The sequence below is a fragment of the Myxococcales bacterium genome (assembly GCA_016703425.1).
Taxonomy (GTDB): Bacteria; Myxococcota_A; Polyangia; order Polyangiales; family Polyangiaceae; genus JADJCA01.
In genome coordinates this window covers 58,844-71,162 of sequence record JADJCA010000024.1, presented here as the reverse complement: position 1 = coordinate 71,162, position 12,319 = coordinate 58,844, and the positions used below count along the sequence as shown (strand labels likewise).

General features: G+C 69.0%; 13 protein-coding genes and 1 pseudogene. 10 read left to right on the top strand and 4 right to left on the bottom strand.

What is annotated here, in order from left to right; genetic code table 11:
* Positions 1 to 593: 593 nt before the first annotated feature.
* From IPG50_32280 to IPG50_32240, 9 genes and pseudogenes are all read left to right on the top strand, one after another.
* Positions 594 to 1,073: a hypothetical protein gene (locus IPG50_32280; protein MBK6696833.1), complete on the top strand. Its 480-nt coding sequence runs from the start codon at positions 594 to 596 to the stop codon at positions 1,071 to 1,073.
* A complete protein-coding gene (locus IPG50_32275) occupies positions 1,070 to 2,443 on the top strand; it encodes a putative metal-binding motif-containing protein (GenBank protein MBK6696832.1) in 1,374 nt (457 codons plus the stop codon). The genes IPG50_32280 and IPG50_32275 overlap by 4 nt, the downstream gene beginning before the upstream one ends.
* A pseudogene (gene thrC / locus IPG50_32270) lies at positions 2,440 to 3,767 on the top strand (threonine synthase). The gene IPG50_32275 and the pseudogene thrC overlap by 4 nt, the downstream one beginning before the upstream one ends.
* A gap of 167 nt (positions 3,768 to 3,934) precedes the next feature.
* A complete protein-coding gene (locus IPG50_32265) occupies positions 3,935 to 4,738 on the top strand; it encodes a murein L,D-transpeptidase catalytic domain family protein (GenBank protein MBK6696831.1) in 804 nt (267 codons plus the stop codon).
* 264 nt (positions 4,739 to 5,002) lie between these two features.
* Positions 5,003 to 6,358, top strand: coding sequence for a DEAD/DEAH box helicase (locus tag IPG50_32260; protein ID MBK6696830.1), 1,356 nt, complete (start codon positions 5,003 to 5,005; stop codon positions 6,356 to 6,358).
* A gap of 79 nt (positions 6,359 to 6,437) precedes the next feature.
* Positions 6,438 to 6,650: a hypothetical protein gene (locus IPG50_32255; GenBank protein MBK6696829.1), complete on the top strand. Its 213-nt coding sequence runs from the start codon at positions 6,438 to 6,440 to the stop codon at positions 6,648 to 6,650.
* 10 nt (positions 6,651 to 6,660) lie between these two features.
* On the top strand, positions 6,661 to 6,948 hold the full coding sequence (locus IPG50_32250) for a hypothetical protein (GenBank protein ID MBK6696828.1): 288 nt from the start codon (positions 6,661 to 6,663) through the stop codon (positions 6,946 to 6,948).
* 17 nt (positions 6,949 to 6,965) lie between these two features.
* The gene (locus IPG50_32245; GenBank protein MBK6696827.1) at positions 6,966 to 7,235 is read left to right on the top strand and encodes a hypothetical protein; all 270 of its coding nucleotides are present in this window, start codon (positions 6,966 to 6,968) and stop codon (positions 7,233 to 7,235) included.
* A gap of 10 nt (positions 7,236 to 7,245) precedes the next feature.
* Positions 7,246 to 7,590, top strand: a complete 345-nt coding sequence (locus tag IPG50_32240) for a hypothetical protein (GenBank protein MBK6696826.1) — start codon at positions 7,246 to 7,248, stop codon at positions 7,588 to 7,590.
* A 109-nt stretch (positions 7,591 to 7,699) separates the two neighbouring features.
* Here the strand turns inward: IPG50_32240 and IPG50_32235 are convergent, their stop codons facing one another.
* The 4 genes from IPG50_32235 to IPG50_32220 form a co-directional block, all read right to left on the bottom strand.
* The gene (locus IPG50_32235; protein ID MBK6696825.1) at positions 7,700 to 8,068 is read right to left on the bottom strand and encodes a hypothetical protein; all 369 of its coding nucleotides are present in this window, start codon (positions 8,066 to 8,068) and stop codon (positions 7,700 to 7,702) included.
* An 18-nt stretch (positions 8,069 to 8,086) separates the two neighbouring features.
* Positions 8,087 to 9,106, bottom strand: a complete 1,020-nt coding sequence (locus IPG50_32230; GenBank protein ID MBK6696824.1) for a PEGA domain-containing protein — start codon at positions 9,104 to 9,106, stop codon at positions 8,087 to 8,089.
* A 121-nt stretch (positions 9,107 to 9,227) separates the two neighbouring features.
* Complete coding sequence (gene mce, locus IPG50_32225) at positions 9,228 to 9,650, bottom strand: methylmalonyl-CoA epimerase (GenBank protein MBK6696823.1); 423 nt, start codon at positions 9,648 to 9,650, stop codon at positions 9,228 to 9,230.
* Between the two features lie 64 nt (positions 9,651 to 9,714).
* The gene (locus IPG50_32220) at positions 9,715 to 11,574 is read right to left on the bottom strand and encodes a protein kinase (GenBank protein ID MBK6696822.1); all 1,860 of its coding nucleotides are present in this window, start codon (positions 11,572 to 11,574) and stop codon (positions 9,715 to 9,717) included.
* A gap of 111 nt (positions 11,575 to 11,685) precedes the next feature.
* Between IPG50_32220 and IPG50_32215 the strand changes: the two genes are divergently transcribed.
* Complete coding sequence (locus IPG50_32215; GenBank protein MBK6696821.1) at positions 11,686 to 12,303, top strand: hypothetical protein; 618 nt, start codon at positions 11,686 to 11,688, stop codon at positions 12,301 to 12,303.
* The last annotated feature ends 16 nt before the right edge of the window (positions 12,304 to 12,319 follow it).

Genomic DNA, 12,319 nt, shown 5'->3' with positions numbered 1-12,319 from the left:
AGGTCGGCCACGGGAGGAGGCCGATGCCGGCCCGGGGCCACGGCAAATCGCGAGTCATCCTCGTCGGCGAACGCCGAGGCCGAGACAAGTGTCAAAGCAAGGCCAAGTGCCCAGGTCTTCATCGGAGATCCTCGGTTTCTTTCCAGCGGAGGCGTGCGGCATTCGTCCGCCCCGCCTGAACAACGGCCAAAGGCCCGGGACCTTACAGGGCCTTCCCGCGAGGGCGCGCGATCCGCACGGGAGGGGCACTTTCCCGGGGAAAGTTCTGTTATAAGCCCGCCGTCCATGCGATCCCGCGCGCCCCTCGCCGTCTTCGCTTGTGTCGTCACGTTGACGACCGGGGGACCCTCGCGCGCCCAAGGTGCGGCGACGCCCGCACCGAAAGCCGCCGCGGGCACCGAAGGCGACGACGCCCACCAGCGCGCCCTCAAGCACTTCGAGCGCGGTCGCGAGCTCTATCGCGAGGGAAGCTACAAGGAAGCGCTCGCCGAGCTCGAGGCGGCGCAACGCCTCGACCCCGAGGCCAAAGATCTCGTCTACAACCTCGCCGTCGTCAGCGAGAAGCCTCGAAGATCGACGAGGCGCTCCGCTGGATGCGGCGCTACGCCAACATGGACCTCGATGAGGCCGAGCGTGGCCGCGCCGACTCCGCCATCCGGCGCCTCGAAGGCGCAAAGAAGTCTCTCGTCGGCGCTCCGCGCGACGACACGCGCAAGGGTGAGACGCCTGCCCCGCCCAAGATGGGTCGGCTCGACACCTGGACCTTCGTCGCCGGAGGCGCCGCCGTCGCGGGTCTCGCCGTGGGGAGCATCTTCGGCGTCGATGCGCTCGCGTCGCGCCCCAAGTCGGGCTTCGTGACGGGGCGCGACGGGAGCTACTCAGACCTCGCCGCCAAGGCCGACGATGCGCACGGGAAGGCAATCGTCGCGGACGTTGGCTTCGGCGTCTTCGTCGTCGGCGGCGTCGCGTGTGCGCTCCTCTATTTCCTCAGGCCCAAAGAGGCGGCCCCAGCAAAGGCTGCGGTCGTGCCGGTCGCGTCACTCCGCGCTGCGCCAGGAGGCTTCGCGTGGTGAACGTGGCGACCGCGAGGATGTCCCAGCTCGGGCGAGGCCTCTGGGCGCTCGCGTGCGCCGCGCTCTTCGCGCTCCTCGTATTTCCCGCCGGCGGCTGCCAAGCCATCGTCAGCAGCGAGGTCCCTGCCTTCACGTGCCGCGGCACCGAGCTTTCAGCTTGCCCGAGCGGGATGTATTGCAACGGCGCTGGCTGCGTTCCCTGCGAATCGACGGACCAATGCGACGGCCGCGACAACGACTGCAACGGGCGCATCGACGACGGCGAAGCGAGCGATCGCGACGGCGACGGCATCACCTTCTGCGGGCGCATCTCCGCCGAAGACGGCAAGCTCGTCGATCTCGATTGCAACGACGACGACCCGGCCGTCTTCCCGGGCGCCCCCGAGTCGTGCAACGGCGTCGACGACGACTGCGACGGGACCGCCGACAACGCCGACCGCGCCTGCAAGGCGGGCGAGGTGTGCGCCCCCCGCGGCGGCGGCTGCATCCCTGAAGCGCAGGCGTGCACCAAGGCCAACTGCCCACCGCCCAAGACGTGCGACGCCTCAACGCAGCAATGCATCAACCCCACCGCGAACCTCCCCTTGGGAACCGCTTGTGGCTCCGATCAAGAGTGTCAATCGGGCTTGTGCGCAACGGCAGGCATGTTGGGCGGCGCCATCAAGGGAAGCAAAGGCGTCTGCAGCCGGCCCTGCTGCACGTCAGGACAATGCTCGCTCGGCTTTGTCTGCTTCGCACCCGGCACCGGCGGGCGCTATTGCCTTGAGCCGGGCCTCGCGGGCCGCAGCAAGTCGCTGGGCCTCTCCGACGTCGGCGCCGCGTGCACGGTTTCGAGCGCTTGCCGCTCGGGCATCTGCCAAGACCAAAAGTGCCTCGACACGTGTTGCTCGTCGGGCGATTGCCTAGGAGGCACCACCTGTCGCTTCGTGGAGAGCGGCGGCCGCGCCTTCTTCGGCTGCGCCGACCCTCCGGGCAGCGCGGCGCGCCACGCCTCGTGCAGCGCGCCGCAGGACTGCACGTCGAACCTGTGCGCGTTCTACCAGGGGCAACAACATTGCGTCGCGCCCTGCTGCAGCTCCGCAGAGGATTGCGGGACCGTCGACGGCAAGAAGATCCTCTGCGTCAACACCTCACGCTCAGCGCTCACCAAAGACACGATCGTCACGGCTTGCATCGGCAGCGTCCCCACGAGCGCCAACAAGTCCTTCGGCGACGCGTGCAGCGCGAACAACGAGTGCACCACGGGCCTCTGCGACGCCGTGACGGCCCGCTGCTCCTCGGTCTGTTGCCTCGATTCGGACTGCCCCCGAAGCACTCCCTGTCGCCCCGCACCGAGCGGTGTTCTACGCTGCGTACCGCCCCCGCCATGACCCTTCCCTTTCGCGCGCACCTCGAGTGCCGAGCCGGCTGCACCGGTAGCCTCCCCCTCGTCACGCGTGACGTCGTCTGCCCCCGCTGCGGGGGACTCCTCGCCGTCGCCCACGACATGGACGCCCTCAAGTCCAAGAGCGGGCCGAGTGGCGCGCTCTCTTTGACGCTCGCTCCCGAGGTCCGCTCGACGCGTCCGGCGTCTGGAACAAGCGCGAGTGGGTCAACCCCGAGCTAGCTCCGGGAGACGTCGTCACGCTCGGCGAAGGGGCCACGCCCTTGACGCACGCGACGCGCCTGGCTCGAGAGCTCGACCTCGCGTGGCTCGGCCTCAAGCAGTGTGGCACCTCGCACACGGGCTCGTTCAAAGACCTCGGCATGACCGTGCTCGTCAGCACCGTGCGCTACGGCGTTCGCACCGGCGCCCTCGCGAGTCCCGTCCTCGCTTGCGCGAGCACCGGCGACACCTCCGCGGCGCTCGCCGCCTACGGCGCCGCCGCGGCGATGCCCGTCGTCGTCCTCTTGCCCAAGGGCCTGGTCTCGACAGCGCAGCTCGTTCAGCCGCTCGCCCACGGCGCCACGGTCCTCGCGCTCGAGTCCGACTTCGACGGGTGCATGAAGGTCATTCAAGAGCTCGCGCGCCGCGGGCTCGTCTACCTGGCCAACTCGATGAACGCGATCCGCATCGAGGGTCAAAAGACCGTCGCCTTCGAGATCGCCCAGCAGCTCTCGTGGGAGGTCCCCGATTGGGTCGTTCTGCCGGGCGGCAACCTGGGCAACTCGGCGGCGCTTCACGCGGGCTTCGCCATGATGAAGGAGCTCGGCGTCATCGACCGCATGCCGCGCCTCGTGGTGGCGCAGGCCCACGAAGCGAATCCTCTCTTTCGAGCCTTCAAACACGGGTCCAAGACCGTCGAGCCGGTCACCGCAGGCCGAACGCTCGCGAGCGCCATTCAGATCGGAAATCCCGTCAGCGCGCCCCGCGCCATGGCGGCCCTCGAAGCGATGAACGGCGTCGTCGAGGAAGCGACGGAGTCGGAGCTCGCGAACGCGGCGGCGGAGGCCGACCGCGCGGGCCTCTATGCCTGCCCGCACACCGGCGTGGCCTTGGCCGCCGTGAAGAAGCTTCGCGCGCGCGACGTCATCCGCGCCGCCGACAAGGTCGTCGTCGTGTCGACGGCCAGCGCCCTCAAGTTCACCGAGTTCAAGCTCGGCTACCACGAGCGGCGACTCGCCGGTGTCGACACGCGGCTGGCCAACGAGCCTCGCACGTTGCCGGCCGACGCCGACGCCGTCGCTGCGGCGCTCGCCGCGCTGCAGCGCTAGCCACGAAGGGGACGGGGGGGATGGCCTCCCACCCCGCGTCTCCCGTCGGCGACAATCGGCGCCGCTCCTGGCGACGCGCACGAGACTCGCGGCACGCGGTCCAGGCCCGGTCTCATCGGCCCTTCGTTTCTGTGCGCTCCCGAGCGCCGAGCCGCACGAGGACCTCCATGCTCCCGCCCCCGCCCCCGCGACCACGACCACGACAGTCCCTTTCCGTCCTTGTTCTGGCCCTCACGGCGCTGCTCGTGGGGTGCTCCGATGCCGCGGAAGAGCCGGCGGAGATCGCTAGCCCCACGGCGGCGGCGCCCACGCGGCCCGTGGGTCCCGAAGACGACGCGACGGAAGAGGGCGACCGCGCAGCCCCGCCACCGGCCACGAGCCAGTACTTTCCCCAAGGCTCCTTCGTCGATCCGGGAACGCCGCCGGCGAACACGCCAGCGCCGGGTCCGTACGCGCACCTCGATCCCGCTCACCTCGTGCCGAAGTCGCTTCTGGCCCGCGCCGTCCTGTTCTTCGACGCCAACAAGGCGCAGATCAAGAACCTCAAGTTCATCACCGTCGTCGACTTCACGCCCCACTCGGGCAAAAAGCGCTTCTTCGTCGTCGATATGAAGACCGGCGTTGTGCGCGCCCAGGTCGTCGCGCACGGCAAGATGAGCGATCCGAACTGGACCGGCTATGCCACGACCTTCGGCAACGTGTCGGGCTCCAACATGTCGTCGCTGGGCTTCGCGCTCACGGGGGACACGTATTACGGCACGCACGGCCGGTCGCTGCGCCTCCACGGCCTGTCACCGACGAACTCGAACATGTACAGCCGCGCCATCGTGATTCATTCGGCGACCTACGTGGTCGAGGGGCAAAGCAAGCAGGGTCGCTCGCTCGGCTGCTTCGTGCTCGACGAAGACGTGAAGGACGACATCGTCGATCTCATCGAGGGCGGCAGCCTGCTCTACGCCGACTTGGGCTAGCGGCGGCTAGCAGTGGCCGGCACGCCCAAAAACCGTGCCGTTTGCATTCTCCACGGAACCCGCTAGTGTGCCGCTCACGTCGACGGTGTGTCGAAGCGTCCGCGCGCTGAGCTTTGCTCGCCGCTGGTGGGCGCCGAAGAGGCTCTCCCCCGAAAATGCGGGGAAAAGGCTCGTACACCGAAGAACGTCACTCGCCTGTAGCGGCCGGCGAGAGCTCGCTTTGCGAGCCGTGTCCCGCTCACCAGAAAGAATCCGATCCCTTTGATGAACATCGCCTCCCCCGGCGCGCCGATTCGGCACGTCACGACTTCTCCTTCTCCCTTTTCTGCCCTTGGACTCATCCCCGCGCTCGTCTCAGCCCTCGAGGCCCAAGGCTACCGCGACCCGACGCCCATCCAGTGTGAGGCCATCGGCCCCGCCATCGCTGGCGCCGATCTCCTGTGTTGCGCCCAGACTGGCACCGGCAAGACGGCGGCCTTCGTCCTGCAGATCCTTCAGCGACTCAGCGCGAGCCCACGCGCGGGCCACGTCCGCGCGCTGGTGCTCACGCCCACGCGCGAGCTAGCGGCGCAGATCGGCGAGCGAACGGCCGCCTATGGCAAGCACCTGAACCTCAAGCACGCCGTGATCTACGGCGGTGTCGGCCAACGCGCCCAAGAAGACGCCGTGCGGCGGCGCCCTGACATTCTCATCGCCACGCCGGGCCGGCTGCTCGACCTCATGCAACAAGGGGTCATCTCGCTCCATGGCATCGAAACGCTCGTCCTCGACGAAGCCGATCGCATGCTCGACATGGGCTTCATTCACGACGTCAAGCGCGTCCTCGTCAAGCTTCCGGCGCGCAAGCAGACGCTGTTCTTCTCGGCGACGATGCCGCCGGCGGCCCGCGGCCTTGCGTCGGAGCTCCTCCGCAAGCCCGTCGAGATCGCCGTGACGCCCAAGGCCACGACGGCTGAGACCGTTCGCCAATCGGTCTACCTCGTCCCCCGCAACGACAAGCGCCCGATGCTCGAGCGCATCCTGCGCGACGAAGAGCGCGGCCGCGTCATCGTCTTCACGCGGACGAAACACGGCGCCAACCGCCTCGCCGACCAACTGCTGCGCGCCGGTATCGGCGCCGCAGCCATCCACGGCAACAAGTCCCAGGGTGCCCGCGAGCGCGCCCTCGGCGGCTTCCGGAACGGCACGACGCCGGTCCTCGTCGCGACGGACATCGCGGCGCGAGGCATCGACGTCGACGACGTCGCGCTCGTCGTCAACTACGAGCTCCCGAACGTTCCCGAGAGCTACGTCCACCGCATCGGGCGGACCGGGCGTGCCGGCAAGGGCGGCCGCGCCATCGCGTTCTGCGACGAGACCGAGCGCGGCCTCTTGACGGACATCGAGCACTTCTTGCGGGCGCGCATTCCCCGCGCCGAAGCGACGGGAGAACGCCATCACGCGGCGCCGCCCGCGGTGACGCGGGCCCCCGTGCCGACCCAGCGCGAGCAGCCGATGCCGTTGGCGACGGGCGTCGCGCCGACGGTGACGCAGACAACCGGCAACGGCCCGACGCCGCGCGCGGTGACCAGCGGCGGCCCGCGTACGTTCCGCGCCCGCCAGAAGCGCCGCTACGCCTAAGACCGAAAGCCATCGCGCGTCACCGTCGCATGGTCATGCGATGGTGGCGCTAACGACGCCTCACGTAGGGTGCTCCCCGATGAGAGCATCCTCGCTATTTCTCGTCCTGGCTCTCGGCCTCGCGTCGACTGCGTGCTCCTCTGCGCGCGTCTGCCGAGGCATCACGAGCCGGGCCGATCAGGTCAAATTCCTCTACTACCAAGGCGGCGACACCGGCGTGGTTCGCTGCCGCCTTGCCGGCGATGGCACCCTCGCCGATTGCCGGCCAATGGCCGTGAGCCTGGAGGATTGAGATGATTGCCATGAAGAAGCTCGTCTCCGTCCTCGCCCTCGGCGCCCTCCTTGGCGCAACCGGCTGCGTTCACCGCGAGCTCGTTGGCTTCGAAGATCACGCCACCAAGCCCCTCACGGCGATGCGCGTGGCCGTCTCGCGCTCTTACGTCTTCTGGTCGAGCCACGAGTACGTTTTCTACTCGTGCGCCGAGCAGGGCGACAAGCTCACCTGCAAACGCCTCTGCGGTGGCCAGAACGACCTGGTGTGCCCCGAGGCCCAGGCCAGCGGCTACGGCGCTAGCACCAACATCCGATGAAGCCGAGGAACCACTCCATGCGAAAAAGCGCTCTCGTCCTCCTCGCTGCCCTTCCCCTCGCTGCCGGCTGCGCGCCGCCGAAGGTGCTCGTCGGCCACGCCTACGCGTCGTCCGACAAGTCCATCCAGACCTTCATCCAGAAGTCTGGCGCGGCCGTTGGCTCCGGCGACAGCAAGACCAACCTCTTCAACGTTCACGTTCGCGTCTGCAACCAAGACGCGAACAACTCGACGACGGCGTGCAAAGACTCCGTCATCCTCGAGAACGTTGTGCCGAACTCGATCTGAGCGGAGCTAGATGATGAACACGTCCAACCTCACGACGTTTGCAGTCGCCCTCTTCGCCCTCGGCTCTTTCGGCTGCAGCACCACCGTGCGCTCCCTAAGCGCCACTGCTTGGATCGCGCCGCCGGCCGGTGGCGCGCCCGCAGCGGCGGCTCCCGCCGAAGGAGCGGCCGCCCCGGCCGCAGCCAGCGGCGGCATTGCCAGCCACTACTACGTCACCTACTGGGAAGGCAGCTGCCGCGCCGTCCTCGGCTGCTCCCGCGGGGAGACCCACGTGAAGCACTGCAAGGTCGCCGCCGACAACGCGGTCGCTTGCGCCGAAGACGCAGCCGCGACCAAGGCGTTCAACCCGGAGTGAGTCGGGCCGCGCTTGGGCGGCTCACAGAACAAAGGGAGTCGACCTTCGGGTCGGCTCCCTTTCTTTCTTTTTGGTTCGCCCCGGCGAGGGCTCGTCGCTAGCGACCGACTCAGTCGGTCGGTGCGTCGTCAGGTGCGTCGGCAGCCGCGTCGTCAACGACGGCCGCGTCGGACGCGTCGCTTCCGGTGGCAGCGTCGTGCGCATCCACTCCGCTATCGGCGGGGGGAACGCTGGCGTCGGCGTCGGCGGTGACGGCCGCATCGGTGCCGCCGTCCACGACGGCGACATCCGCCTGCGCGTCGCCGCCGGCCGAGGAGTCCACGGGGGGACTGGTCTGATCGGTCACCGCGACGTCGGCGACGGAAGCGTCGAAGCTGCCGCCATCGACCTTGCTTCGGTCGAAGTCCACGAGGAGCTCGCAGCCCGCGGCCACGGTGACGAGCGCGAGGCTCACGACGATCTGGGGGCGAAGACGCATCACGTACTCCTCTGTGCCTTAGAAGCGGATGAGAGCGCCGCCGCCGCCGCGCGTGGCGGCCGGCATCACGCGGGACTTGTTGCGAGCCGCCTTCGTCGCGGCCGGTTCGTCACGCGTGAGGAACAACACGGCGCTGGTCACGCCCATGGTGATGGCGACACCGAATGCCATGTCCGCGATGAGCGCGTGGTTCTCGCCGTCGTCAGCCTTCTCCGCCGACGGCGTCTTGTCGAAGTCGCTCTTGTCGCCGAGGGCCAAGACCCCGAAGGCCGTACCAACACCCGCCGCGGCGACGGCAAGGCCGCCGGTGATGAACGCCGGGACGAGGCTACGCGGCTCCGGCGGCGGCGGTGCCGGCGTCGCGGGGGCCGGCGGCGGCGTCTCGACCTTCGCCACGGGCGGCGGCGGCGGCAGCTCCTTGAGCTCGACCTTGAGGTCTTGCTTTGACGCAAAGGTCACGTCGACGGTGCGCTCCGCGGCCTCACGGCCCTCGGCTCGAAACGTCAGCGCGTGCTTGCCCGGCGAGAGCTCGATCTCGGCGGCAGATTGAGCCGGCTTGCCGTCGACGGAGAACGCAGCGCCCGCGGGCACGGTCTCGATGCGCACCTTGCCCGGCGTTGCCTTGATCTCCTCGACGCGCTTCTTGATGCCGTCGACTTCCGGCTGAAGCTTCGCGGGCACATCGGCCAAGAAGCGCTCGTAGGCTGAAACCGCCTCGGGCAGCTTGCCGAGCTTGTCTTGGCAGAGACCCAAGTAGCGCGCCGCCTGAGGCGTCGCCTTGATGCCGTCCGCGGCCTGGAACTCGACCAGCGCACCGGCAAAGTCGCCGGCCTTGTACTTCGCCTCGCCGGCTCCGTACCGGGCCTTCGCCTCGGCCAAATTCGGCTTCTGCGGATCGGCGTCGGGCTTGGCCGCGCCCTTCGGCGCCGGCTTTGCGGGCGCGGGCTTGGGCTTCGCTTGCGCGAAGGATTCTGCTGAGACGAACGAGAGCGCGCACAAGGCAGCGCCTGTCATGAGCCAGTTCCGAAGCTTGAGCATCACGAGCTCCTTGGGGTTGTCGCGGCTAGAACGTACACCACCCAGTCCATCGAAACGACACGAAAATTCGCTAGACCAAAGCGGCGCCCAGCTTGGTTGGCTGGACGCGCATCGTCGGCGGTTAGGCGCCCGGGCCTGCGTGCTCCGGCTCCACGAGCTCGACGAGCACGCCACCGGTGGCCTTCGGGTGAACGAACGCGACCTTGTGTCCGCGTGCGCCACGGCGAGGCGTCTCGTCGATGAGCGGGATGCCCAGCGCCTTGAGCGTCGCGAGGGCCTCCTCGATCCCCTCGACCTCGACGGCGATGTGGTGAAGGCCGGGCCCCCGCTTCTCGAGGAACTTCTCGAGCCCCTCGTTGCCGCGCGGGCTGATGAGCTCAAGGTTCGACTCGCCGATCGGCAAGAGGGCGGCCTCGGTGCGCTGCGACTCGACGACCTCGCGCTCGCGCACCGCGAGACCGAGCACCGCCCTCCAGCGCTCTGTCGCTTGCTCGATGTCGGCGACGCAGACGGCTACGTGATCGATCTTTTTTACACGAAACATCGCGGTGGCTTTCTCGCGCCGCCGTTCCCGGCGGAGCGCGGATTTTCGGGCGGGGCGCCTCGCTTCAGTGGCGCAGCCGAGGCGACGGCCGCGGCGGCTTCGGCTTCGCCGCAAACTCGATAGCGATCTCTTCCACTCCCGGCAAGACGACCAGCGTCGACTCCCGGCCGTCGGCGGAGCGCGCCGTGAGGCGTATGGTCCGGGCGCGCTCCTCCGGCGCGAGCTCGAGCAGCGGCTCCTTCGTGGCGATGGCCAGGCGGACGGGGCGCCCGTCGACGTCGAGCTCAGCGACCGCGACGTTGGCGTGGACGATCAGCGTGCCGGGCGCGAGCCGCGGCTCTTCTGCGGCCGCGCCCGCCTCCGCCCCAGCCTGCGGCGGAGCGGTCGTCGTCGCGGCGATGGGCGCGCTCGGAGGTGTCGCGCTCGCCTTCTCCGAGGGAGGGACCGCCGCGGACGTTGGGACCAGGGGCGTCGGGCCCGGCGCCACGGCCGCGCCCAACACGGGCGCAGGCGGAGGACCGCGCCGCGACAGCGTCGCGCCGAGGGCGACGCCAAGAACGAGGAGCGCCACGCCGGCGCCGCCGAGAAGCCACGGTGACCCCTTCACCGAAGGTCGGCGACGCTTCTTCGTCGGCCCCTCCTCGTTCGGGAACGTGACCGACGCCGCAGCGCCGGTCGTTCCTTCGAGGGGCCCCGGCAGGCGAACGTCCTCGAGCTCATCGCCGTCGGTCATGCTGAGCAGCGGCGCGACGCGAGTGTCGGGCAACAGCGGCCCAATGGCCGCCTCGATGTCCGAGTCGGACTCCGGCTCGAGCATCTCAGCCAGCGGCCTTATAGCGTCGCGAATGTCCTGCGCGAGCCGCTCGTCGTTCTCCTTGGAGCTGCCGGGGACGCCCATGCGCGCGCGAAGACGGAGCACTTCGCCGGCGCGACCGCGGCGCTCGGCGAGCTTGGCCCCTGCGATCTCGGAGAGGAACGCGGCGACCTGCGCGTGGTCGGCCAACATCCCGCATCGTCGCGCGGCTGTCATCAAGTCGCGCGAAAAGCTCAGCGCCGAGTCGGTGCGATGCTCGCGATCGATGATGAGGGCCTCGTGCACGATGTGCTCGATCTCTTCGGGCACGTTCGGATCGATGGTTCGCAGGAGCGCCGGCGGCTCCGATACGACCTTGAGGAGCGTGCCCACGTCGCCGTCACCGCCGGGGTGCAAGCGCCGCTGCGCGAAGAGCTCCCACGCGATCACGCCGGCGGCCCAGACATCGCAGCGACGGTCGAGCGGCAGGCTGCGCGCCTGTTCGGGCGCCATGTACGAGATCTTCCCCTTCACGAGACCTTGTCGCGTGTGGCCGAGGCGTGATGACGCCTTCGCGATGCCGAAGTCGGTGAGCCGCGACGTGCCGTCGACGCCCACGAGGATGTTCTGCGGCGACACGTCGCGGTGCACCAGGTTCACGAGCTCGCCTCGCTCGTCACGCAGCTCGTGTGCTGCGTGAAGCCCCGCGAGCGCGTCGAGGAGAATGCGCAGCCCCACGGCCGGCGGAAGCGGCCTGCGTGCCAAGGCCGCGCGGCGCCTGAGGCCGCCGAGGGTCTCGCCCTCGACGTACTCCATGATGAGGTACATCCCGAGCGGGTCTTCGTCGACCTCGAGGACGGGGACGACGTTCGGGTGCCGCACGCCGGAAGCGAGCTTCGCCTCCTCGAGGAGATCGGTCGTGAACTCGGGGTTGTCGCGCAAATGGGCGTGCGTCAGCTTCAGCGCCACTTGGCGCGAGAAGCCACGGCCCCCGGCAAGGCGAGCAAGGTAGACCGTCGCCATCCCGCCGCTCGCGATCGGCAAGACAACTTCGTATCGCCCCACCCGTTCGGGGATCGACGTCACGGTCGCGTGCGAGTCCGCCATCCCGCCGGGCAGTTTAGCACGCATCGGATCGGGGTCGCCGGCGCCATCGGGGTTCACGCGAGGGGGAAAATCGCGCTATGGTCGTGGCCTGATAGGGCGAGCGCGCCATACATCACCCGCGCTCCGAGGATGCCAATGAAGCTTCTCCTTGGACTCGTATCGTTCACCGCCGTCGCCGCTGGGACGCTCGTCGGCTGCGCCGCAACGCTGGCTCAACCCTTCGATACGTTGAAGAAAGACGCGGCGCCGATGACCGTCTTCCGGCTCCAGAACTTCGAACCGCCGGCACAAGCCGCCGCCGCGCCGGGCGCCACTGTGGGGGGCTTCGCGCTCCCGCCCCAAATCCAACAATGGATCACAGCCGGCGCGCAGATGTTGCCTCCTGGCCTTTTGCCGCCGGGCCTCATCCCAGGCACGGCCGCGGCGCCCGCGGCTCAGGCGCAGGTCGCTCGGTTTCACGAGTTCCGCATCCTCGGCAACGTGAACGTGGCAGACCCGAGCATTCACGCCGAGATGATGGACATCCTCGGCAAGGAGTCCAACTTCGACATGCCACGCGAGAGCTGCATGTACGCCGAGTTTGGTGTCGCTGTCGCCCAACGCGGCCAGCCGCCCGCCGACGTCCTCGTCTCGCTCTCCTGCAACCAGGTTCGGACCTTCGGTTTCGTCTGGCCGCACGGGCAAAAGACCGGGCTCAAGCCCGACACCACCAAGCGCATCATCGAGGTCATGAAGCGCACCTTCGGCGGATGACGTCGGCCCGCACGCG

What these genes read in the sequence shown, in the direction of transcription:
- IPG50_32220 (MBK6696822.1), bottom strand. Translation starts at nt 11,574, where the DNA reads ATGCGTGCTAAACTGCCCGGCGGGATGGCGGACTCGCACGCGACCGTG.
- IPG50_32260 (MBK6696830.1), top strand. Translation starts at nt 5,003, where the DNA reads ATGAACATCGCCTCCCCCGGCGCGCCGATTCGGCACGTCACGACTTCT.
- IPG50_32240 (MBK6696826.1), top strand. Translation starts at nt 7,246, where the DNA reads ATGATGAACACGTCCAACCTCACGACGTTTGCAGTCGCCCTCTTCGCC.
- IPG50_32215 (MBK6696821.1), top strand. Translation starts at nt 11,686, where the DNA reads ATGAAGCTTCTCCTTGGACTCGTATCGTTCACCGCCGTCGCCGCTGGG.
- IPG50_32230 (MBK6696824.1), bottom strand. Translation starts at nt 9,106, where the DNA reads ATGCTCAAGCTTCGGAACTGGCTCATGACAGGCGCTGCCTTGTGCGCG.
- IPG50_32235 (MBK6696825.1), bottom strand. Translation starts at nt 8,068, where the DNA reads ATGCGTCTTCGCCCCCAGATCGTCGTGAGCCTCGCGCTCGTCACCGTG.
- IPG50_32265 (MBK6696831.1), top strand. Translation starts at nt 3,935, where the DNA reads ATGCTCCCGCCCCCGCCCCCGCGACCACGACCACGACAGTCCCTTTCC.
- IPG50_32255 (MBK6696829.1), top strand. Translation starts at nt 6,438, where the DNA reads ATGAGAGCATCCTCGCTATTTCTCGTCCTGGCTCTCGGCCTCGCGTCG.
- IPG50_32280 (MBK6696833.1), top strand. Translation starts at nt 594, where the DNA reads ATGCGGCGCTACGCCAACATGGACCTCGATGAGGCCGAGCGTGGCCGC.
- mce (MBK6696823.1), bottom strand. Translation starts at nt 9,650, where the DNA reads ATGTTTCGTGTAAAAAAGATCGATCACGTAGCCGTCTGCGTCGCCGAC.
- IPG50_32250 (MBK6696828.1), top strand. Translation starts at nt 6,661, where the DNA reads ATGAAGAAGCTCGTCTCCGTCCTCGCCCTCGGCGCCCTCCTTGGCGCA.
- IPG50_32245 (MBK6696827.1), top strand. Translation starts at nt 6,966, where the DNA reads ATGCGAAAAAGCGCTCTCGTCCTCCTCGCTGCCCTTCCCCTCGCTGCC.